General features: G+C 72.6%; 18 protein-coding genes and 1 tRNA gene. 9 read left to right on the top strand and 10 right to left on the bottom strand.

Annotation, left to right across the window (positions count from 1 at the left end):
- Position 1 precedes the first annotated feature (1 nt).
- From ACL06G_RS03640 to ACL06G_RS03625, 4 genes are all read right to left on the bottom strand, one after another.
- Complete coding sequence (locus ACL06G_RS03640; protein WP_412785446.1) at positions 2-1,378, bottom strand: FAD-dependent oxidoreductase; 1,377 nt, start codon at positions 1,376-1,378, stop codon at positions 2-4.
- A 295-nt stretch (positions 1,379-1,673) separates the two neighbouring features.
- Positions 1,674-3,236, bottom strand: a complete 1,563-nt coding sequence (locus tag ACL06G_RS03635) for an MFS transporter (protein ID WP_412835402.1) — start codon at positions 3,234-3,236, stop codon at positions 1,674-1,676.
- A 104-nt stretch (positions 3,237-3,340) separates the two neighbouring features.
- The gene (locus ACL06G_RS03630) at positions 3,341-4,087 is read right to left on the bottom strand and encodes a TetR/AcrR family transcriptional regulator (RefSeq protein ID WP_412835401.1); all 747 of its coding nucleotides are present in this window, start codon (positions 4,085-4,087) and stop codon (positions 3,341-3,343) included.
- A 263-nt stretch (positions 4,088-4,350) separates the two neighbouring features.
- Positions 4,351-4,857, bottom strand: coding sequence for a GNAT family N-acetyltransferase (locus ACL06G_RS03625; RefSeq protein ID WP_412785478.1), 507 nt, complete (start codon positions 4,855-4,857; stop codon positions 4,351-4,353).
- A 182-nt stretch (positions 4,858-5,039) separates the two neighbouring features.
- Here ACL06G_RS03625 and ACL06G_RS03620 point away from each other — a divergent pair, with 182 nt between their 5' ends.
- Positions 5,040-6,056 (top strand): sigma-70 family RNA polymerase sigma factor, encoded by a 1,017-nt coding sequence (locus tag ACL06G_RS03620; RefSeq protein WP_412785443.1) that lies wholly within the window; start codon positions 5,040-5,042, stop codon positions 6,054-6,056.
- A gap of 50 nt (positions 6,057-6,106) precedes the next feature.
- Here the strand turns inward: ACL06G_RS03620 and ACL06G_RS03615 are convergent, their stop codons facing one another.
- Positions 6,107-7,141: a P1 family peptidase gene (locus ACL06G_RS03615; RefSeq protein WP_412835400.1), complete on the bottom strand. Its 1,035-nt coding sequence runs from the start codon at positions 7,139-7,141 to the stop codon at positions 6,107-6,109.
- A gap of 150 nt (positions 7,142-7,291) precedes the next feature.
- Here ACL06G_RS03615 and ACL06G_RS03610 point away from each other — a divergent pair, with 150 nt between their 5' ends.
- Positions 7,292-7,498, top strand: a complete 207-nt coding sequence (locus tag ACL06G_RS03610) for a hypothetical protein (RefSeq protein WP_412785441.1) — start codon at positions 7,292-7,294, stop codon at positions 7,496-7,498.
- Positions 7,499-7,585: 87 nt separating this feature from the next.
- Here the strand turns inward: ACL06G_RS03610 and ACL06G_RS03605 are convergent, their stop codons facing one another.
- The 4 genes from ACL06G_RS03605 to ACL06G_RS03590 form a co-directional block, all read right to left on the bottom strand.
- A complete protein-coding gene (locus ACL06G_RS03605) occupies positions 7,586-8,275 on the bottom strand; it encodes a hypothetical protein (RefSeq protein ID WP_412785440.1) in 690 nt (229 codons plus the stop codon).
- A 129-nt stretch (positions 8,276-8,404) separates the two neighbouring features.
- Positions 8,405-9,238 (bottom strand): S-methyl-5'-thioadenosine phosphorylase, encoded by an 834-nt coding sequence (locus tag ACL06G_RS03600; RefSeq protein WP_412835399.1) that lies wholly within the window; start codon positions 9,236-9,238, stop codon positions 8,405-8,407.
- Positions 9,239-9,316: 78 nt separating this feature from the next.
- Positions 9,317-9,664, bottom strand: coding sequence for an FmdB family zinc ribbon protein (locus ACL06G_RS03595; RefSeq protein WP_412785438.1), 348 nt, complete (start codon positions 9,662-9,664; stop codon positions 9,317-9,319).
- Between the two features lie 121 nt (positions 9,665-9,785).
- Positions 9,786-11,327: a potassium/proton antiporter gene (locus ACL06G_RS03590; RefSeq protein ID WP_412835398.1), complete on the bottom strand. Its 1,542-nt coding sequence runs from the start codon at positions 11,325-11,327 to the stop codon at positions 9,786-9,788.
- Positions 11,328-11,531: 204 nt separating this feature from the next.
- Between ACL06G_RS03590 and ACL06G_RS03585 the strand changes: the two genes are divergently transcribed.
- Positions 11,532-14,240: a penicillin acylase family protein gene (locus ACL06G_RS03585; protein WP_412835397.1), complete on the top strand. Its 2,709-nt coding sequence runs from the start codon at positions 11,532-11,534 to the stop codon at positions 14,238-14,240.
- A 57-nt stretch (positions 14,241-14,297) separates the two neighbouring features.
- Here the strand turns inward: ACL06G_RS03585 and ACL06G_RS03580 are convergent, their stop codons facing one another.
- On the bottom strand, positions 14,298-14,897 hold the full coding sequence (locus tag ACL06G_RS03580) for a 5-formyltetrahydrofolate cyclo-ligase (protein WP_412785435.1): 600 nt from the start codon (positions 14,895-14,897) through the stop codon (positions 14,298-14,300).
- A 49-nt stretch (positions 14,898-14,946) separates the two neighbouring features.
- Here ACL06G_RS03580 and galU point away from each other — a divergent pair, with 49 nt between their 5' ends.
- From galU to ACL06G_RS03550, 6 genes are all read left to right on the top strand, one after another.
- Positions 14,947-15,855 carry a UTP--glucose-1-phosphate uridylyltransferase GalU gene (galU, locus tag ACL06G_RS03575; protein WP_412785434.1) on the top strand — a complete coding sequence of 303 codons (909 nt, stop codon included), beginning with the start codon at positions 14,947-14,949 and terminating at the stop codon, positions 15,853-15,855.
- 22 nt (positions 15,856-15,877) lie between these two features.
- Positions 15,878-17,227, top strand: coding sequence for a molybdotransferase-like divisome protein Glp (glp, locus tag ACL06G_RS03570; protein WP_412835396.1), 1,350 nt, complete (start codon positions 15,878-15,880; stop codon positions 17,225-17,227).
- A 64-nt stretch (positions 17,228-17,291) separates the two neighbouring features.
- Complete coding sequence (gene moaCB / locus ACL06G_RS03565; protein ID WP_412835445.1) at positions 17,292-18,356, top strand: bifunctional molybdenum cofactor biosynthesis protein MoaC/MoaB; 1,065 nt, start codon at positions 17,292-17,294, stop codon at positions 18,354-18,356.
- 2 nt (positions 18,357-18,358) lie between these two features.
- Positions 18,359-18,979, top strand: a complete 621-nt coding sequence (locus ACL06G_RS03560) for a GNAT family N-acetyltransferase (protein ID WP_412785431.1) — start codon at positions 18,359-18,361, stop codon at positions 18,977-18,979.
- 216 nt (positions 18,980-19,195) lie between these two features.
- Positions 19,196-20,365 carry a divisome protein SepX/GlpR gene (gene sepX / locus ACL06G_RS03555; RefSeq protein ID WP_412785430.1) on the top strand — a complete coding sequence of 390 codons (1,170 nt, stop codon included), beginning with the start codon at positions 19,196-19,198 and terminating at the stop codon, positions 20,363-20,365.
- Positions 20,366-20,449: 84 nt separating this feature from the next.
- Positions 20,450-20,523 (top strand) — tRNA-Ala (locus ACL06G_RS03550).
- The last annotated feature ends 292 nt before the right edge of the window (positions 20,524-20,815 follow it).

Raw genomic sequence — 20,815 nt, 5'->3', positions numbered from 1 at the left:
CCTACACCCGGGAGGCGGCCTTGCGGGCCGCCACCAGCACCGGGTCCCACACGGGGGAGAACGGCGGCGCGTAACCGAGGTCCAGCCCCGTCATCTGCTCGACCGTCATCCGGGCGGTGAGTGCGACGGCCGCGATGTCGACGCGTTTCCCCGCTCCCTCGCCACCGACGATCTGCACGCCGAGCAGGCGGCCGGTGCGTTCCTCGGCCAGCATCTTGACGTGCATCGGCTCGGCGCCGGGCAGGTACCCCGCCCGCCCCGTCGCCTCGACGGTCGTGGCGATGTACCGGAAACCGACGTCGTCCGCCTGCTCCGACAGCAGGCCCGTGCGGGCGATCTCCAGGTCGCACACCTTGCTCACTGCCGTCCCCACCACGCCGGGGAACGTGCCGTAGCCGCCCGCGACGTTGGCGCCGATGATCCGGCCGTGCTTGTTGGCGTGGGTGCCCAGCGGGATGTGCCGCATGCGGCCCGAGACCAGTTCCAGCACCTCGACGCAGTCGCCCCCCGCCCACACGTTGTGGTGCTCGCGCACCCGCATGCTCTGGTCGGTCAGCAGCCCGCCGGAGTCGCCCAGCGGCAGGCCCGCCCGCGCCGCGAGCGTGGTCTCGGGCCGGACGCCGAGACCGAGAACGACGAGATCCGCCGGGTACTCGTCCGCGTCCGTCTCCACGGCGCGGGCACGGCCCTCCCGGTCGGTGAGCACCCCGGTGACCGTCTCGCCGGTCCGCACCCGGATGCCCATGCCGCGCATCGCCTTCCGGACCAGGGCGCCCATGTCGGGGTCGAGCGTGGTCATCGGCTCCGCCGCCCTGTCCAGCACCGTCACCCCGTAGCCGCGGCGCATCAGCGCCTCTGCCATCTCCACACCGATGTAGCCGGCACCCAGGACCACCGCGCGGCGGGCACCGTTACCGGCGTGCTCCTGCCGCTCCAGCGTCTCCAGCAGCGCGGTGCCGTCCTCCAGGGACTGCACGCCGTGCACGCCGCGGGCATCGATGCCCGGGAGCGGCGGACGCAGCGGGCGGGCTCCGGTGGCCAGCACGAGCGCGTCGAAACCCGTCCAGTCCTCCTCGCCGTCGGCGTCGCGCGAGCGCACGCGCTGCCCGGCCAGGTCGAGTTCGGTGACCTCCGTGTGCAGCCGCAGGTCGATGCCGCGTTCCCGGTGCTCCTGCGGCGTACGGGCCACCAGGGCGTCGCGCTCGGCGACGTCGCCCCCGATCCAGTACGGGATGCCGCAGGCCGAGTACGAGGTGAAGCTGCCGCGCTCGAACGCCACGATCTCCAGTTCGTCCTGCTCCTGCAGCCGCCGGGCCTGCGAGGCGGCGGACATGCCGGCGGCGTCGCCGCCGACGACCACCAGGCGCCGCGCAGCCATCAGCGGCACCGGCCGTGCGGGGAGGCGGTTGCCGAGGACGCGACCCCCGCGGGGCGGCCGTCCGGAGCCGTGGCGAACCGCGCAGGGCGGAGTGTGCAGCGCATGGGTGCTCCCGTGCCGGGTGAGGGGGACGGCCTTGTGCGACACGTACCCGTCGCGGCCGCCGCTGAACGCCCGTGCGCGCGAGCGGGACTCGGCCGGGGGAACACCGGCGCCCGAGCGGGCCCGGGCGTGTTCGAGGGCCCGCAGTCTCCGGAGTCTGCAGGCCCTCGGGCGGTGGTGCTGCGGGACGAGGTCAGTGCATCACGGCCAGCGGGATCTCCTCCTCGGAGGCGTCGGACTCCGGAGCGTCGGTGCCGGAGCGGCCGACCGGTGCGGGCGCGCCCTGGCCGCGCGTCGTGATCAGCGTGGAGGCGAGGACCGCCGCCATCAGCAGGATGCCGACCGCCCACCAGATCGCTGTGGTGTAGCCCTCGACCATGCCGTTCAGCATGACCAGCTTGCGTGCCTGCGGGGAGGCACCGGCCGAGGCGAGGTGGTCGGTCACGTAGGCGGTCGTCGCGCCGGCGGCCACGGTGTTCAGCAGGGCCGTGCCGACGGCGCCGCCGACCTGCTGCGAAGTGTTGATCATCGCGGAGGCCACGCCGGCGTCCTGCGGCCGCACCCCCAGCGTCGCGAGCGACATGGCCGGCATGAACGCGGAACCCATGCCGAGACCGAGCAGGAGCTGGGCGGGCAGGATCAGGGAGACGTACGAGCTGTCCGTCTCCAGCCGGGTCAGGACCAGCATGCCGAGGGCGGCCACCAGGAAGCCGGGCCCCATCAGCAGGCGGGGCCGGACGCGGGTCATCAGCCGGGCACCGATCTGCGTCGAGCCGACGATCATGCCGGTGATCATCGGGAGGAAGGCCACGCCGGTCCTGACCGGCGCATACCCCTTCACGACCTGCAGGTAGTAGGTGAGGAACAGGAACAGCCCGAACATCGCGATGATGGCCAGACCCAGCGACAGGTACACCCCGCCCCGGTTGCGGTCGGCCACCACCCGCAGCGGCAGCAGCGGCGCCCGTACGCGGGACTCGACCGCCACGAAGCTTCCGAGTAGCACGACGGTGGCGGCGAAGAGGCCGAGTGTGAGGGTGTCGGTCCAGCTGTGCGACTCCGCGCGGGTGAACCCGTAGACGAGGGAGACGAGACCCAGCGTGGCCAGGACGACGCCCGGGATGTCGAGCGAGGAGCGGTTGCGGGCGGAACGGGGCTCGCGGATCACTGCCCAGGCGCCCAGCACGGCGACCGCGGCGAACGGGATGTTGACGAAGAAGGTCCAGCGCCAGTCCAGGTACTCGGTCAACAGGCCGCCCAGGATCAGACCGATGGCGCCTCCGCCGCCCGCGATGGCGCCGTAGATGCCGAACGCCTTGGCGCGGTCCTTCCCGTCGCGGAAGGTGATCGCCAGCAGAGACAGCGCGGAGGGGGCCAGCAGGGCGCCGAAGACGCCTTGGAGGGCCCGGGAGCCGAACAGCATCGCCGGTTCGGTGGCCGCGCCGCCGAGCGCCGAGGCGACCGCGAAACCGAGCAGGCCGGTGATGAAGGTGCGCTTCCGCCCCCACAGGTCCGCCACGCGGCCGCCGAACAGCAGCAGACCGCCGAAGGCCAGGGCGTAGGCGGTGATGACCCACTGCCGATGGGCGGTGGAGATGCCCAGATCGGCCTGGGCGGAGGGGAGCGCGATGTTCACGATGGTCGCGTCGAGCACGACCATCAGTTGGGCCGTCGCGATGACGGCCAGCGCCTTCCAGCGCCGGGGATCGGGAGGGGAGACGGACTCCTCGGACGGTGCACGGGAGGATTCGGGCATGAAGGGCCACCTTCGCTGGGGTGTGTGCTCACGGGTGAGGCACGGAACGCGGGAACGGCGACGCGTTCGCGGCCGGGGCCGCTGCGGAACGGCCGGGAAACGGGTCAGGGGGTGGAGCGCGCCGACCGGTGGGGGACGGTGTCGCGGAGTCGGTCGCACGACGTCCCGCGCACCTCCTCGAACGTCGCCGCACGCCCCGGCAGCGACGTTCCGGCCGGGGCGCGGAGACCGTCGAGGAAGATCTCCAGGTGCCGGTGGTCGAACCTCCGCATGTCCGGGCAGGACGTGCCCGGCAGCGGGCGGGTGAGCCGGCTCAGGGCGACCATGAGGTCGCCGACTCCCACGTCCCCGCGCAGGGCTCCGGCCTGCCGTGCGCGGTCCATCAGGTGCTCGGTCGCGGCCTCGAGCCGTTCGCGGGCGGTGCGGACTGCGGGATCGTCGGGGTCGATGTGGTCGATGTGGTCGATGTGGTCGGTGAGCAGGGGGCAGAGCGCGCCGATGCGTTCCTCCACGGCGTCGTGCGCGAACCGGCGCAGGGCGTCGAACGTGTCCGGTTCCGCGGTCAGGGCCTCGGCCCGGTCGGCGATGCGGCCGGTCACCGACGTCACGACGTGGCGGATCAGTGCGGCGCGGTCGGGGAAGTGGCGGTAGAGCGTGGCGTTCCCGACCTCCGCGTCACGTGCGATCTCGTCCAGGGGCGCCTCGGGGCCGAACCGGACGAAGGCCTCGCGCGCGGCCTCGGCGATCCGCTCGCGATTGCGCAGCGCGTCGGCGCGCAGGCCGCGACCCGCGGCGGCGTCGCGTGTGCCGCGTGCGGACTGGTGCCGCCCTGTCCCTGCAGCCGACGTCATGGGTCCGTGGGCTCCTTCCACGTGCGATCGGACGGGGAGGCCGGGCGTGCCGTGCGTCGTGGCGCACGGGCCTCCATGTGTGAGGCACCGCCCGGAAGGGAAGTGGGGGATCAATCCCCGCTTCGTGGTGACACCGAGGCAAACGGGGAGTCGGTCCCCGGATATTTCCGCGGTGCGCTGTGACCTGCCTCACGCGGTCGTTCCGCGGGCCGAGTCCGCCCCCGGGGGGGGCGGTGGCCGGGTTCGGCCCGGATCGTCCGGAACTACAGCGCCTTCTCGAAGCGTTGTACGTCGTGGTAGCGACCGAACTTCCGGCCCGCCTCGCTGTAGGTGCCGCACAACTCGAAACCGAAGCGGCGGTGCAGCCGGACCGAGGCTTCGTTGGGGACGGTGATCCCCGCGTAGGCCCGGTGCAGGTCCTGCCCCTCGAGTGCCGCGAACAGGTGCGTGTAGAGCAGGCTTCCCACGCCCTGCCCGCAGGCGTCCGGCGCGACGTAGACCGTGCACTCCACCGAGGTGCCGTACGCGGGCTTCGGCCGGAACCGGCTGCTGTGGGCGTAGCCCAGCAGCTCCCCCGATGCATGGACACCCTGCTTCCGGGCAACCAGAAGGCGGTGTGGGCCGTCCTTGTCGTGAGAGAGCAGCCACGGCCGCCGCTGTCCGTGGCTGAGGGGCACGGTGTCGAAGGTGGCCGCGGACTCCCGGACGTAGTGGTTGTAGAGGTCCGTGAGTGCGCCGAGGTCGCTCTCGTCCGCCGCTCCGACCAGCATCGTCGCGCTCTCTGTCACCGGTCGTCCCTCCTCTGTGCCGGGGCAGGGTACTGCACGTTCCGAAAATTCGATGCACCTTGTGGGAATTCTGTCCTGATTCCCGTCGTTGTTTCCCTCGGATGCGGGAACTCGCCCAGTGCCCCGTCCGGCCACTCCGTTGTCGAACATGCCAGGGAGCAAGCATGGCAACCCGTGCCGTCGCCCGTCGTTCCGCCACCAGCACCGACGCCACCGACACCACCGCAAGGGTGCGCACCGGGAACGGGGAGATCGCGGACCGCGACCTGGTCGGCATGTACCTCGACGAGATCGCCCGCACCCCGCTGCTCGACGCCGAGAAGGAGGTCGAGCTCTCCCTGGACATCGAGGCCGGCGTGTACGCCCGCCGCATACTGGAAGGCCGCGAGGAGCCGGTCGGCGCCGACGCGGCGAGCGCCACGGCGGAGCGTGCCGAGCTGGAGGCCGTCGCGCGCCGCGGCGACCGCGCCAAGGACCTTTTCATCCGTTCCAACCTCCGCCTCGTCGTCGCCGTGGCCCGCCGGTACCCGCGGAGCGGCCTGCCGCTCCTGGACCTGATCCAGGAGGGCAACGCCGGTCTGGTGAGGGCGGTCGAGAAGTTCGACTACAAGAAGGGCTTCAAGTTCTCCACCTACGCGACCTGGTGGATCCGGCAGGCCATCACGCGCTCCATCGCCGACCAGTCCCGCACCATTCGGCTTCCCGTCCACCTCGTGGAGGAACTGGGGCGGATCCGGCGCGTGCAGCGCGAGTTCAACCGCGAGCACGGCCGCGAGCCCGAGCCGACGGAGGTCGCGGCCGAGCTCGACTCCACGCCGGAGCGCGTCGTCGATGTACTGGACTGGGCCCGCGACCCCGTCAGCCTCAACATGTCCGTGGACGACGAGGGCGAGACGCAGTTCGGCGACCTCCTGGAGGACACCTCCGCCGACACCCCGGAGGACTCCGTCCTGACGCTGCTGCGCCGCGAGGAGCTGGACGGGCTCATCGGGCGCCTCGACAACCGCACCGCCTCCATCATCAAGGCCCGCTACGGCATGGTCGACGGCCGTGAGCGCACGCTGACCGAAGTCGGCAAGCAGCACGGCCTCACCCGTGAGCGCATCCGGCAGATCGAGAAGCACGCCCTGCTGGAGCTCAAGAAGCTGGCGCACGACGTCGGTTTCGACGCGGCCGCCTGAGCCGCGCCTCCCGCGCCGTCGAACTCCGCCCGGCCGCGGCGGCCACGCAGTCAGCCGCGGCCGTACAGGTCCGTGTAGGAGGGGAACAGGCCGCCCGGACCGTCGACGGTCCGGGCCGACAGCGCCGCCCGGACGACGGCCCGGGTGAGCACGTCCGCCCCCGCGGCGAGGACGTCGTTCACCGCCGCGGGCTCGACGGCGTGCTGCCCTGTCGCGAGGGTGAAGACCGTGTCCCCGTCGTGCAGCAGGTGCACGGGACGGATCGCCCGTGCCAGCCCGTCGTGAGCGGTGCCGGCGAGTTTCTGCGCCTGCGCCCGGTCGAGCTCGGCATCCGTAGCCACCACCGCCAGCGTGGTGTTCAGCGGCGGTGCGGCGGCGCCCTCCCAGCGCCGCTCCGACTCCTCCCGCGCGGCCGCCAGGCGCCGCGCCGCCTCGGCATGCCGCTCCGGTGAGGGAGTGCCGGGGGAGCCGGTCCACACTTCGCCGAACAGGACGCCCGAGGCCCCGTCCACCAGCGACCCGACCGCGTTGACCGCGGCCAGCGCCCCGACCGTGACGCCGTTCGGAAGCACCGCGCTCGCGGACCCCACACCTCCCTTCATCCCACCGGCCACCGCACCGGTGCCCGCCCCCACGTTGCCCTGCGGCGGCGCCGCCCCCATCGGCGCGGCCGCGGCCGCCTCGGCTGCCTCCCGGCCGAAGGCGGCGTCGGGCCGGGCCCGCCAGTCGCCACCCCGGCCCAGGTCGAAGAGGCAGGCCGCCGGCACGACGGGCACCACACGCGCGGGGTCCGCCCCGATACGGAAACCGCGGCCCTGCTCCTCCAGCCAGGCCACCACCCCGGACGCTGCGTCCAGCCCGAAGGCGCTGCCGCCCGTCAGCACCACGGCCTCGACCCGCTGAACGAGGTTTCGGGGGTCGAGCGCGTCCGTCTCGCGCGTGCCGGGCCCGCCGCCCCGCACGTCCACCGCGGCCACGGCGCCGCCCTCCGGCGCCAGCACCACGGTCGTCCCGGTCAGCCAGCCGTCGCCGGTGCGCTGGGAATGCCCCACCAGCAGACCGTGCACATCCGTCAGGGAATCCATGGGAGCCGTATACCCGGCACCCACCGCCCTCGGACACCGCATCATCCACCGGGCGGAACACCAGCGCACCGCCCCGCGGCCGCCCGCCGCGGTACGACTCCCGCCCACCGTGGCGCCTCTCCCCGTCCACGCGCCCCGTACCCTGGGCGCATGACCGACACCGCGCCGCGCCCGGACAACGACCGTCCGCAGGACAGCGAACCGCAGCCGTCGGCCGCGGCCCTGGTGTTCGACGATCCGCTGAGCCGACCCTCCCGCGACGACACGGACGAAGGCTGGGGAGACCGCCCCTCGTCCGGCGGTGCTGCCGCCGACCTCGCCCGCTTCCTCGAGGACAAGCCGCCCCACCACCTCTGAACCGCGGCACGCCGCGGGAGGGCCACGCGGCGTGCCTCCGGGACGGCTCGGCAGTATCGCGCCGCGCGCCCGGGAGGAGCGTTCCGCTCAGCACAGCGACACCGCAGGCGGGGCACCGGCACCTGCAGCAGCCCCCACCAGCTCCGCCGCAGTCCGGCGGGGCACCCGCAGCACCACGAGCGCACCCCGCCGAGGGGTCTTCGAGGCCGCCGGCACCTCTGCCACCGGCACGCAGCGCGCCACCACACGGGGGACCGCCGCTCCCTCGGAACGGGCCGCCCCCGGGCGCTCCCCGCCGGCGCGGGATGCCCGGGCCATGACGTCGATCCGGTCCCCGGCACGCAGCAGGCGGACCGTGTCCGCGTCCGCGAGGCGTACGGGAACCGACACCGGCCGTCCTCCCGGAGCGGGGCCGTCACGCGACCCGGCCGCCACGCGGTGCGCGGCGGGAGCAGCCGGAGCAGCCCGGGCGGCTCCGGCTTCCGGCGCCGGAAGCGGCCCCGCGGTGCGCGCCGCCGCACCGGCGGCACCGACCGTGCTCAGCGCCAGCCCCAGCACGAGGAGCCGGCGCCGCCGCGACAGGACCCGGCGGAGCCGCGGCAGGCCGCGCCCCGGTCCGGCCGCGATCGGCGGGAAGTCGGGGACGGCGCAGTACCGCGGGACGGTCGTGCCGTCCGGCCCGGGATGAGGGGACCGGGGACGGGGGAGAGGAGAGGGCATGGTGTCACCGCCTGCCGTGGGTGCCAGCGTGCTGGAGGTCCGGACGGCGGATCGCACCGCCGTTCCGCTCCTCACCGTGCACGAGGCGGGCCGCTGCCGCTCGGGCCTGTGGACAACCGCCCGCCTGTGGAAAACTTCCTCACCCTCCGGGGTCCGCGCCCCGGTCCGTTCCGGCACGACGGGAGGTCAGGGCAGCGTGATCCCCAGGTCCATGCCGTCCAGCGCACGGGCGCACGCGCAGTCCTGTGCGGCGGGGAGCCGGCCGACGGCGTCGAAGAGCACCTCGCGCAGCCGTCCCACGTTCTCGCCGAAGACCCGCAGCACCTCCTCGTGGGAGACGCCCTCGCCCGTCACCGCCCCGGCATCCAGGTCCGTGACCAGCGCCATCGACGAGTAGCACAGCCCCAGTTCACGGGCCAGGACGGCCTCCGGATGCCCGGTCATGCCGACCACGGACCAGCCCTGCGCGGCGTGCCAGCGGGACTCGGCGCGGGTGGAGAAGCGGGGTCCTTCCACGACGCACAGCGTGCCGCCGTCCACCGGTTCCCAGCCGCTTCCGCGTGCGGCCGCGAGCGCCGCACGCCTGCCGTGTTCGCAGTAGGGGTCGGCGAAGCCGACGTGCACGACGTTGGGCTGGGCGCCGTCCGGCAGCGGTTCGCCGTCGAAGAACGTCTGGACCCGGCCCTTCGTCCGGTCCACCAGCTGGTCGGGCACGAGAAGGGTCCCGGGGCCGTACTCCGGCTGCAGTCCCCCCACCGCGCAGGGTGCGAGGACCTGGCGCACGCCGACGGAGCGCAGAGCCCACAGGTTCGCGCGGTAGCCGATGCGGTGCGGCGGCAGGTGGTGCTTGCGCCCGTGGCGGGGCAGGAACGCGACGCGCCGCCCGCCGATCTCGCCGAGGAACAACGAGTCGCTCGGCGGCCCGTAGGGCGTTTCGACGGTGACCTCGGTCACGTCGTCGAGGAAGGAGTAGAAGCCGGACCCGCCGATGACACCGATCTCTGCCTGTGCGCTGCTCATGGGGTCACCCTACGGGCGACCCCGGAGCGTGCGGCAGGCCGCGGTTCCGAACGGACCGCGTGATCCGGCCCGGTCCGTTCAGGCGGCGGAGCTGCTCGCGGTGGACTTCGCCGTGTCCTTCGACCCGGAGGTGTCCTTCGAGGAACTCTTCGAGGAGGATTCCGAGGACGACGACGTCTCCGAGCCCGAGGAGCCCGAGGAGCCCGAGGAGCCGGACGAGCCCGTCGACGAGGAACCGGACGACTGCGTGCTGCGGCTGTCGTTGCGGTAGAAGCCCGAGCCCTTGAACACGATGCCGACGGCGGAGAACACCTTCTTCAGGCGTCCCTCGCAGCCCGGGCACTCGGTGAGCGAGTCATCGGTGAACTTCTGCACCACCTCGAGGCCGTCGCCGCACTCGGTGCACTGGTACTGGTAGGTCGGCACGTCTTTCCTCCTGGCACTCTTCCTTGCGGAGTGCTAACGACGCTCCATCGTGCAGTATTTCCGGCGCGTAGTCCACCGCGCCGCCGCTTCGGTTGTGTCACATGCGGCGGTTCCGGCGCGCTCAGCGCCTCCGGGCCGCCGTGCTGCCGCTCCCGCCGAGCCAGCCCGCGAGCTTGCCGCCCCTGCTGACCGAGAGCAGCCGGCGCTCCGCGGCGTCGCGGACCGCGTCGGTGGCGACGACCAGCAGTTCGTCGCCGTGCCGCAGCATGGTCGAGGGCTGGGGCACGAAGCTGGTGCCGTCGCGGACGACCAGCGTGACGGCGGCGCCTGGCGGCAGCCGCAGTTCGGCGACCTCCACGCCGTGCATGCGCGAGGAGCCGGAGATGCTCATCGACAGCAGGTGGCCCCGCAGCCGCTCCAGCGGTGCGGACTCGATGTCGACGTCCTCCGGTTCGCCGGTCTTCCGCAGGTGCAGCTTCCGTGCCAGCCAGGGCAGCGTCGGCCCCTGCACCAGCGTGAAGATGACGACGAGCACGAAGACGATGTTGAAGATCCGCTCGCTGCTGGGCACGCCGGCCACCATCGGAATGGTGGCGAACACGATCGGCACGGCGCCGCGCAGGCCGGCCCAGGACAGCAGGGCCTGATCCTGCCAGGGGTGGCGGAACGGCAGCAGGCACAGCACCACCGAGACCGGCCTGGCCACGAGTGTCAGCGCGAGGCCGACGACCACGGCCGGCCAGATGTCGTCCCCGAGGTCGTGCGGTGTCACCAGCAGTCCGAGCAGGACGAACAGGCCGATCTGCGCGATCCAGGCGACGCCGTCGGCGAAGCCCCGGACGGCGGGCCGGTGCGGCAGTTTGGAGTTGCCGAGCACGAGCGCCGTGACGTACACGGAGAGGAAGCCGCTGCCGTGGGCGGTCGCGCCGCCGGCGTAGGCGAGGACGCACAGCGACATCACCGCGATCGGGTAGAGGCCGGAGGCGGGCAGTGCCACCCGCCGCAGCCCGAACGCGCCGATGCGTCCGACGAGCAGGCCGACCACCAGGCCGATGGCGAGCTCGGCGACGATCGTCCCGACCACCGCGTACCAGGTCTGCGTGGTGTGGCCGAGCGCGGACAGTGCCACCACGAGGATGACCACCGGGGCGTCGTTGAAGCCCGATTCCGCCTCGAGGGTGCCCGTCACCCGGGAGGGCAGCGGGACCTTGCGCAGCACGGAGAAGACGGCCGCCGCGTCGGTCGGGGAGAGGACCGCGCCGATGATGAGTGCCAGGCGCCAGTCCAGCCCGATGAAGTAGTGGGCCGAGACCGCGACCAGGGCGACGCTGATGCCCACGCCGACGGTCGCCAGGACGGCGGCGGCCGGCACGCACTGCCTGATGTCGCGCCAGCGGGTCCCCAGGCCGCCTTCCGTGAGGATCACGACGAGCGCGGCGTATCCGAGGGTGCGGGTGAGTTCGGCGTCGCCGAACTCCAGGCCCAGTCCGTCCTGGCCGATGACGACACCGATCGCGAGGTACACCAGCAGACTGGGCAGCCCGGTGTGGGAGGAGAGCCTCACAGCCGCCACGGCAACGAGCAGGACCGCGGCACTGATCAGCATGAGCTGGTTGAGCTGCTCGATGTTCAGGGGCCGCTCCTTCCGCTTGCTTCCGATCATTCGTTCGGTTAGCTAACAATTTACCATTGCTTGACCGTGGTCGAGGTGTCGGTGATCTGTCGGCTTCTCCCATTCTCGGCCCCGGCGGCCCGTCGTGCCGGAAGCCCACTCCGCGGCTTCCCCCTGACGCGCTGTCGGTGGCCGTGACCGCTCGGCCTATGGTTGCTCCAGAACTCCTGGACCACCTGCCCGCGAAGGACAGCGATGCCCGCCAAGAAATCCCCACGACGCGCCCGCCTGATCGTGATCGCAGTCGTGCTGCTGCTCGTGGCGGGGCTCGGCTACGGAGTCCGCTGGAGCGTCGGCACCGTCCGCGACTCCTTCCCGCAGACCGCCGGTTCACTGCAGATCGACGGCCTCCAGGACCGCGTCGCCGTCAAGCGCGGAAAGCACGGGGTTCCGCAGATCTACGCCGACGACGCCCACGACCTCTTCATGGCGCAGGGGTTCGTGCACGCGCAGGACCGTTTCTGGGAGATGGATGTGCGGCGGCACACCACCTCCGGGCGGCTGTCGGAGATGTTCGGCGAGAGCCAGGTCAAGACGGACGCGTTCCTGCGGACCCTGGGCTGGCGCAAGGTCGCCGAACGCGAGTACCGCACACTCGCCCCCGACACGAAGCGGTATCTCCAGGCCTATGCGAAGGGCGTGAACGCCTACCTCGCGGAGCACGAGGGTTCCGAGATCTCCGCCGAGTACCCGCCGCTCCAGCTCGAGTACGACTACGAGCCCGAACGATGGGACCCGGTCGACTCCGTCGCCTGGCTCAAAGCCATGGCCTGGGACCTGCGGGCCAACATGGAGGACGAGATCGACCGGGCGCTGATGGCCGGCCGCCTGTCCGACGAGCAGATCGAGGACCTGTACCCGTCCTACCCGTACGACCGCAACAAGCCCATCGTCCGCGGCGGAGGCGTTGACGAGGTCACGGGCGAGTTCGTGCCCGAGGGCGGCGGACCCGAGGGAGCGGCCTCCTCCGAGGGCGTCGAGGAAGCAGTGCAGGGTGCCCGCGGCGAACTCTCCTCGGTGGCCACGATGCTGGACGGGATGCCGACCCCGCTCGGCCCGAACGGCAGCGGCATCGGCTCCAACTCCTGGGTGGTCTCCGGCGAACACACCACGAGCGGGAAGCCGCTGCTGGCCAACGACCCCCACCTGGGCCCCCATCTGCCGTCCGTGTGGACCCAGATGGGACTGCACTGCAGCAGCATCACCAAGAAGTGCCCCTTCGACGTCTCCGGCTTCACCTTCTCCGGAATGCCGGGTGTCGTCATCGGGCACAACCAGTCGATCGCCTGGGGACTGACCAACCTCGGTGCCGACGTCACCGACCTCTACCTCGAGAAGATCCAGGACGGTAAGTACCTCTACGACGGCAAGCAGAAGGCCTTCACCACACGCCGCGAGGTCATCGAGGTCGCGGGCGGCAAGTCCCGCGAGATCACCGTCCGCAGCACCGTGGACGGCCCCATCGTCTCGGACTTCGGCGACGAGGTGGCGACAGTGGGCGACAAGGCTCCGGTCGACGCCTCCGCGCCCGACCGCGGCAACGGCTACGCGGTGTCGCTCCGGTGGACCGCACTCGAACCGTCCCGCAGCATGGACGCCGTCTTCGCGCTCGACCGGGCCACCGACTTCCAGGACTTCCGCGCCGCCGCCGCGAAGCTCTCCGTCCCCGCACAGAACCTGATCTACGCCGACACCGAGGGCAACATCGGCTACCAGGCGCCCGGCCGCATCCCGATACGCGCGAAGGGCCACGACGGACGCTTCCCCGCGCCCGGCTGGGACTCCCGCTACCGCTGGAAGGACTACGTGCCGCAGGCGGCACTGCCCTGGGAGTACAACCCCGACCGCGGCTACATCGTGACGGCCAACCAGGCGGTCGTCGACCAGCGCAAGTACCCGTACACGCTCACCCGCGACTGGTCCTACGGCGTCCGGAGCCAGCGGATCAACGACCTCGTCGAATCGAAGATCGAGGACGGCGGCAAGGTCTCCATGCAGGACATGCAGGAGATGCAGAGGGACAACAGCAGCGAGATCGCCAAGCTGCTCGTCCCCCGGCTGCTCCAGATCGAGGTCGACGACGCCTACGTCCGCCAGGCCCAGGAACTGCTCCGCGGCTGGGACTACGCGCAGGACGCCGACTCCGCCGCGGCCGCCTACTTCAACGCGGTGTGGCGCAACCTCCTCAAGCTCGCCTTCGGCGACAAACTGCCCAAGGAGGTCCGCGCCGAGGGCGACTGCCTGTGGGTCCCCCCGGCCGACGAGTCCGCGCCGCTGAAGAACCTGAACGGTGACGCCAGGCTCGTGCGCGCCTGCGGCGAACGCGACCCCGACTCGGCGCAGCCCGACGGCGGCAGCCGCTGGATGGAAGTGGTGCGCGCACTGCTCGACAAGCCGAACAGCGACTGGTGGCAGACCCGCGGCACCGACCGCGAACCCGGCGCCGAGAACCGCGACGAACTGCTCGCCCGGGCGCTGAAGGACGCCCGCTGGGAGATGACCTCGAAGCTCGGCAAGGACATCGACACCTGGAGCTGGGGCCGCCTGCACCGCCTGATGCTCCGGAACCAGACACTCGGCACCGACGGCCCGGGCTGGTTGCAGTGGCTCCTCAACCGCGGCCCCTGGGACCTCGGCGGCGGCGAGGCCGCCGTCGACGCGACCGGCTGGAACGCCGCCGGCGGTTACGAGGTGAGCTGGGTGCCCTCCATGCGCATGGTGGTCGACCTCGACGACTTCGACCGGTCGAGCTGGATCAACCTCACAGGCGCCTCCGGGCACACCTACCACCCGCACTACGTCGACCAGGCCGACAAGTGGGCAGCGGGCGAGCAGCTCCCCTGGGCCTACAGCGACGGCGCGGTGGACCGGGGCACCGAGGACACCCTGGTGCTGAAGCCCTGACACCCGCAGGACACGGGCCCCCGCCGCGTCCACCCCGCCGTCCGGTTCTCCGCGCCCCTACGGGCGTCCGGCGAACCGCCGCACCTCCGTCGGCGTCACCGCCGCCGTCACCGGACGGTCGTGCCGCTCCGACGGCACCCGCTCCAGCACCTCCCCGTCGTACAGCAGCACCACTAGCGCGGGCCGCCTGCCCGCGGACTCCAGGCGCGCCAGCACGCGGTCGTAGCTGCCGCCCCCGCGTCCCAGCCGCACACCGCGACCGTCCACCGCGAGCCCCGGCAGCAGCACCGCGTCCGCCGCCATCACCGCACCAGGACCCCGACGCGGTCCCTGCGGCTCCAACAGGCCCCGTGCGGCGGGCGCCAGACCGTCCCGCCCCTCGTACTCCGCCCAGTCCAGGTCGTCGTCCGGCAGCAGCACGGGCAGCAGCACCCGCACCCCGCGGTCCCGCAGCGCGTCCAGCAGGGGCCCCGTCCCCGGCTCGCGCCCCACCGACACGTAGGCGGCGACCGTCCGCGCGTCCGCCAACTCCGGGAGGTCCGACGCCCGCCGCGCCAGGGCCTGCGGGGCCCGCCGCAGGTACGCCTCCGTCAGGGACGCCCGCGCGCCGAGGACGGCCCGCCGCAACTCCGGCTTCGTCGCTTCCGCACTGCTCACGCTGGAGAACCTCACCTTTCACTCACAGTCACCGGTTAGGGTTCAGGGCATGAGTAACTCACGTCCCAGGATCAGCAAGGCTGTCATCCCCGCCGCCGGCCTCGGCACGCGCTTCCTTCCCGCTACCAAGGCGACGCCGAAGGAGATGCTGCCGGTCGTCGACAAGCCGGCGATCCAGTACGTGGTCGAGGAGGCCGTCACCGCGGGTCTTTCCGACGTACTCATGATCACCGGCCGTAACAAGCGGCCGCTCGAGGACCACTTCGACCGCAACTACGAGCTGGAGGAGGTCCTGCGCGGCAAGGGCGACGACACCAAGCTGACCCGCGTGCAGGAGTCCAGCGACCTGGCGACCATGCACTACGTCCGCCAGGGCGACCCGAAGGGCCTCGGCCACGCCGTCGCCTGCGCCGAACCGCACGTCGGCGACCAGCCGTTCGCCGTCCTGCTCGGCGACGACCTGATCGACCCCCGCGACCCGCTGCTCGCCCGCATGAACGCGGTGCAGGAGCAGTACGGCGGCAGCGTGGTGGCCCTCATGGAGGTCGACCCGGCCACCATCCACCTCTACGGCTGCGCGGCCGTCACCCCCACCGGCGAGGACGACGTCGTCCAGGTCTCCGGCCTCGTCGAGAAGCCGTCCGCCTCCGAGGCACCGAGCAACCTCGCCATCATCGGCCGCTACGTCCTGGACCCGGCCGTGTTCGACGTGCTGCGCAGGACCGAACCCGGCCGCGGCGGCGAGATCCAGCTCACCGACGCCCTCCAGACACTCGCCTCGGACCCGTCCATCGGCGGGCCGGTGCACGGCGTCGTCTTCCGCGGCCGCCGCTACGACACCGGCGACCGCGGCGACTACCTGCGCGCCATCGTCCGCCTGGCATGCGAACGTGAGGACCTCGGCCCCGACTTCCGCGCCTGGCTGCGCGACTACGTCGCCGGGGAGATGAGCGACTGAACCTGACGAGGGAGACGACGCGTTGAGCGACACCGCGCCCGGTGCAACCTGGTCCGTCGACGACCATCTGGCGGACGTGCTGCGCAGCATCCGTCCACTGGACCCGATCGAGCTGAACCTGCTGGACGCCCAGGGCTGCGTCCTGCTCGACGACGTCGTCGTCCCCGCCTCCCTCCCGCCTTTCGACAACAGCTCCATGGACGGCTACGCGGTGCGCGCCGTCGACGTCGAGGGCTCCACGCAGCAGTACCCCGCGGTGCTGACCGTGCTGGGCGACATCGCCGCCGGCAGCGGCACCCCCGACCCGGTCGGCCCCGGACAGGCGGCCCGCATCATGACCGGGGCGCCGCTGCCGCCCGGCGCGGAGGCCGTCGTACCGGTCGAATGGACCGACGGCGGCACCGGCGGCGGCCCCGCGGACAGCATGTCCGCGCACAGCACCGACCCCGCCGGATCGGGCGGCGAAGTGCGGATCCACCGCCCGGTGACGCCAGGTCAGTACGTGAGGCCGCGCGGGAGCGACGTCCGCGCCGGCACGGTCGCACTGAAGGCCGGCACCCGACTCGGCCCGCCGCAGATCGGCCTGCTCGCCGCCATCGGACGCGGCACCGTGACCGTCCGTCCGAGACCGCGGGTGGTGGTGCTCTCCACCGGCAGCGAACTCGTCCAGCCCGGGCAGGAACTGGGCCCCGGCCAGATCCACGACTCCAACAGCTACGTGCTGGCCGCCGCCGCGCGGGCCGCCGGGGCCGAGGTCTACCGGGTCGGCGCGGTCGCCGACGACGCGGACTCGCTGCGCGCCGCCGTCGAGGACCAGCTGGTCCGCGCGGACATCGTGGTCACCAGCGGCGGCGTCAGCGTCGGGGCGTACGACGTGGTGAAGGAAGCTCTGGGGGCACCCGCCGGACCCCCGGGCCCCGGCGGAGCGTCCGGGGGGCCCGACGGCAGCGTGGTCTTCCGCCGCCTCGCGATGCAGCCGGGCAAACCGCAGGGCTTCGGCCTGATCGGTACCGGCCGCACCCCGCTGCTCGCCCTGCCCGGCAACCCCGTCAGCTCGTACGTGTCCTTCGAGCTGTTCGTCCGCCCGGTGGTGCGCCGGATGAGGGGCCTGGAGCCCGTCTCCCGCGTTCCGGTGCCGGCCCGGCTGGAGGGCGAGGATCCGCTGCGTTCGCCCGCCGGGAAACGGCAGTTCCTCCGCGGCGCCTACGAACCCCCGGCGCCGGGGGAGGAGACGGGCACCGTGCGGGCGGTCGGCGGCGCCGGATCGCACCTCGTCGCGGCACTGGCACGGGCCGACGCCCTGATCGTGGTGCCCGAAGTGACGGAACAGGTCGCCCCCGGGGAGCGGGTGGACGTCCTGCGGCTCGACTGACGCCCGTCACCGTCGCCCAGCGGGGGAGTACCGTGTGTGCGCACACGGATCCGACGGGAGAATGATGAACACCCCGGAGCAGCAGCACCTCACCCACGTCGACGAGGCCGGAGCGGCCCGCATGGTCGACGTCTCCGGCAAGGACGTCACCGCCCGTACCGCGCGGGCCTCCGGGCGGGTGACGGTCGCCCCGCGGGTGGTGGAGCTACTGCGCGGCGAGGGTGTGCCCAAGGGCGACGCCCTGGCCGCGGCACGCATCGCAGGTATCGCCGGGGCCAAGCGCACCCCGGACCTCGTGCCGCTGTGCCACCCGCTGGCTCTCTCCGGCGTGAACGTGGACCTCCGGGTCGCCGACGACGCCGTGGAGATCACCGCGACCGTCCGCACGACCGACCGCACGGGCGTCGAGATGGAGGCCCTGACCGCGGTGTCGGTCGCGGCCCTGACGGTCGTCGACATGGTGAAGGCCGTCGACAAGGGGGCCTGCATCACCGATGTCCGGGTGGAGGAGAAAACGGGCGGCAGGTCCGGTGCATGGCACCGCGACGGACACCACCAGCACCACGGGCACCACGAGCCGCGGGAGGAGCACACTCCCTCCCCGTCCGCAGCACCCGCCGGGAGCGGGTCGACCGGCCGTTTCCGGGCGCTCGCGGTGACCGCGTCGAACCGTGCGGCGGCCGGGGTGTACGCGGACAAGGGCGGGCCGCTGCTGGTGGAGGGCCTGCGTGCCATGGGCTTCACCGCCGACGGACCCCGTGTGGTGCCGGACGGCGAGCCCGTCGGGGACGCCCTGCGGGAGGCTGTCGCCGAGGGATACGACGTCGTGCTCACGACGGGCGGCACCGGCGTGTCCCCGACCGACCGGACGCCGGAGGTCACCCGGGCGCTCCTCGACCACGAGGTCCCCGGGATCACCGAGGCGATCCGGGACGCCGGCCGCGCGAAGGTGCCCACCGCGGCGCTCTCCCGTGGCGTCGCGGGTGTCGCAGGGCGCACACTGATCGTGAACCTGCCCGGTTCGTCCGGCGGCGTGCGCGACGGCCTCGCCGTCCTGGACCGGCTGCTCGTGCACGCCGTGGAGCAGATCCACGGCGGTGACCACCCTCGAGGGGACGACTCCCACTGAACATGCCCTGGCCGGTAGAACTGGCGGACGGACACACCGTCCTCCGCCCCATAAGACTGCGCGACCATCGGGCCTGGCGCGAGATCAACCAGCGCAACCGCGACTGGCTGCGGCCCTGGGAGGCCACTGTCCCGCCGTCGCCTCCGGGCCACGAGCCGCCCCGCCGTCCGACGTACCGGCAGATGGTGCGCCACCTGCGGTCCGAGGCACAGGCGGGCCGCATGCTGCCGTTCGTGGTCGAGTACGAGGGGCGGCTCGTCGGGCAGCTCACCGTTGCCGGTATCACCTGGGGTTCGATGTGCTCCGGGCACATCGGGTACTGGATCGACAAGGCGGTCGCGGGCCGCGGGGTGATGCCGACCGCGGTCGCGCTGGCGACCGACCACTGCTTCCGCGGGGTGGGGCTCCACCGCATCGAGGTGTGCATCCGCCCGGAGAACGGTCCCAGCCGCCGCGTGGTCGAGAAGCTGGGATTCCGCGAGGAGGGCGTGCGTCCCCGCTTCCTGCACATCGACGGGGCCTGGCGGGACCACCTGGTGTACGCGCTGACCGCCGAGGAGGCGGCGGAAGGGCTGCTCGGCCGCTGGCACCGGCACCGCGTGCCGCCGGCGTCGCACGCCTGACGCCGGGGAGAGGATCCGCCGGCCGGCGGCAGCCGTTCGGTCGTGCCGGACAGATGACCCGCGCGCATCGGAGTGTCGTGGATTCTCCATGAATGCGGCACAAGTGAGAGTCGTCGTCGACAGAATGACGTAAGAGGATCGTGTGATCAGCAAGATCGTGCGACACACCGCGTGATTTTGCAGATAACCCGCCGCGTGCACCTCTACCGTGTCAGGGTGAGCAGCAGTGGCCTCATCTATGCAGTCATCGTCGGGGCCTGGGCCGCCTACCTGGTGCCGATGTGGCTCCGCCGGCAGGACGAGCTGAACGAGGCCCGTCCGACGGAACGCTTCAGCACCGCCATCCGGCTGCTGTCCGGGAAGGCGGCGATGGAGCGGCGCTACGCGAAGGACGTGGAGCGGCGAGCACCGGGAGCCGAAGACGATGACGCGGACCGGAGTACACCGGACGGTCCCGCCGAGGAGTCGGTCGACGTCCGGTCCTTCGCCGCACCCAGAACCATGACGCACGAGGTGGCACCTGCCGTGGACCGTACGCCTCCGGGCGCCGCGCCCGCCCCGGGCCGGTCCGGGGACGGCGCCGGGCCCGGGGCCGGGCGGGAGCGGAGCCGTGCGGGGGGCGCCTCACCGGCGGACCGCAGGGCCGCGGAGCGAAGCAGGCGCGCCAAGGTACTGGCACGCCGTCGCCGCACCACGATGGTGCTGTTCCTGTGCTTCTCCGTCGGCGCCGTCGTCGCCGCGGTGGGCGGACTGGCGTTTCTCTGGGCGCCCGCGGTGCCCGCCGCGCTGCTGAGTGCCTACATCGCGCACCTGCGGACCCAGGAGCGCCGACGGTTCCACGCGACCATGGACCGGCGCCGGGCGGAACAGGCCGCCGCGCAGCTGCGCGAGCGCCGGGGCCGAGCCCCTCGTCCCGGCCCCGGCGGCGGCCCCGACACGTCCTCCGGCGTGCGGGTGCGGGGCGGCGAGGTTCCGCCGCCCGCCGCCGAGGCGCCCCAGGGGCCCGCGACCGAGCGTCCCTCGGCCGCCGACCGCCGGGCGCTGGTGGAGCAGACGGACCACGCCGAATGGGTCGACCAGGAGCGCGGCCGGGGGCGCGAACAGCCCGAGGGTGAGGGCTGGGAGCCGGTCCCGGTGCCGCTGCCGACGTACGTGAACGCGCCCGTCGCGCCGCGTACCGCACGCGCGGTGGACCTCGATGCCCCGGACGCCTGGAGCTCCGCCCGGTCCACCACCGCCGCGGCCGACACCACCCCCTCACCGGCACTGCCGCCCGAGCCGTCACCCGCCGCGCCCCGGCCGCAGGCCTCGCGGTCGCGCCGGGACCGTACGCCGCTCTTCGACCAGATGGCCGACGACGAGCGGCCGCGTGCCGCGGGCGAGTGAGCCGCCGTGGCGCGGGTGCGTGACCTGCGCGGCGGCGGATTTCCGCCCGGCCCGGCGGTGATGCTAAGGTTTCACCCGTCGCAAGGGCCTGTGGCGCAGTCCGGTAGCGCATCTCGTTCGCAACGAGAGGGTCAGGGGTTCAAATCCCCTCAGGTCCACAGCGAAATACCCCTTCGACCCGGAGAGAGTACGGGTCGAAGGGGTTTTTGTTTCTCTGCATGACGTCGGGTCAGTGCGGTGGCGCTGATGCGATGCGGGGGTGCTCTCATGGGAGAGGGTTGAGGTGCCTCTCCAGTCGGCCCTGCCCCCGCAGTACCTGCTCGGAGCGGTTTCGGGTTCCGGGTCGGCCGGCTCGTCCGGGAGAACAGAGACGGCAGACACGCGCACCCATGTTACTAACATGGATGTTACTAACATGAATGTTAGTTTCTTGGAGAGTGGGACGAGGAG

Origin of the sequence: Streptomyces callyspongiae (assembly GCF_047200695.1) — a bacterium.
In the GTDB taxonomy this organism is placed as follows: Bacteria; Actinomycetota; Actinomycetes; order Streptomycetales; family Streptomycetaceae; genus Streptomyces.
Note: the sequence above shows the minus strand (reverse complement) of the source record. Positions and strands in the feature narration are given on the sequence as shown.

Bases quoted from the DNA above. Each gene is read 5' to 3' on its own strand.
- moaCB (WP_412835445.1), top strand. From the start codon at position 17,292: ATGAACACCCCGGAGCAGCAGCACCTCACCCACGTCGACGAGGCCGGA.
- galU (WP_412785434.1), top strand. From the start codon at position 14,947: ATGAGTAACTCACGTCCCAGGATCAGCAAGGCTGTCATCCCCGCCGCC.
- ACL06G_RS03625 (WP_412785478.1), bottom strand. From the start codon at position 4,857: ATGCTGGTCGGAGCGGCGGACGAGAGCGACCTCGGCGCACTCACGGAC.
- ACL06G_RS03610 (WP_412785441.1), top strand. From the start codon at position 7,292: ATGACCGACACCGCGCCGCGCCCGGACAACGACCGTCCGCAGGACAGC.
- ACL06G_RS03590 (WP_412835398.1), bottom strand. From the start codon at position 11,327: ATGATCGGAAGCAAGCGGAAGGAGCGGCCCCTGAACATCGAGCAGCTC.
- ACL06G_RS03640 (WP_412785446.1), bottom strand. From the start codon at position 1,378: ATGGCTGCGCGGCGCCTGGTGGTCGTCGGCGGCGACGCCGCCGGCATG.
- ACL06G_RS03630 (WP_412835401.1), bottom strand. From the start codon at position 4,087: ATGACGTCGGCTGCAGGGACAGGGCGGCACCAGTCCGCACGCGGCACA.
- ACL06G_RS03620 (WP_412785443.1), top strand. From the start codon at position 5,040: ATGGCAACCCGTGCCGTCGCCCGTCGTTCCGCCACCAGCACCGACGCC.
- ACL06G_RS03600 (WP_412835399.1), bottom strand. From the start codon at position 9,238: ATGAGCAGCGCACAGGCAGAGATCGGTGTCATCGGCGGGTCCGGCTTC.
- ACL06G_RS03585 (WP_412835397.1), top strand. From the start codon at position 11,532: ATGCCCGCCAAGAAATCCCCACGACGCGCCCGCCTGATCGTGATCGCA.
- ACL06G_RS03560 (WP_412785431.1), top strand. From the start codon at position 18,359: ATGCCCTGGCCGGTAGAACTGGCGGACGGACACACCGTCCTCCGCCCC.
- ACL06G_RS03615 (WP_412835400.1), bottom strand. From the start codon at position 7,141: ATGGATTCCCTGACGGATGTGCACGGTCTGCTGGTGGGGCATTCCCAG.
- ACL06G_RS03635 (WP_412835402.1), bottom strand. From the start codon at position 3,236: ATGCCCGAATCCTCCCGTGCACCGTCCGAGGAGTCCGTCTCCCCTCCC.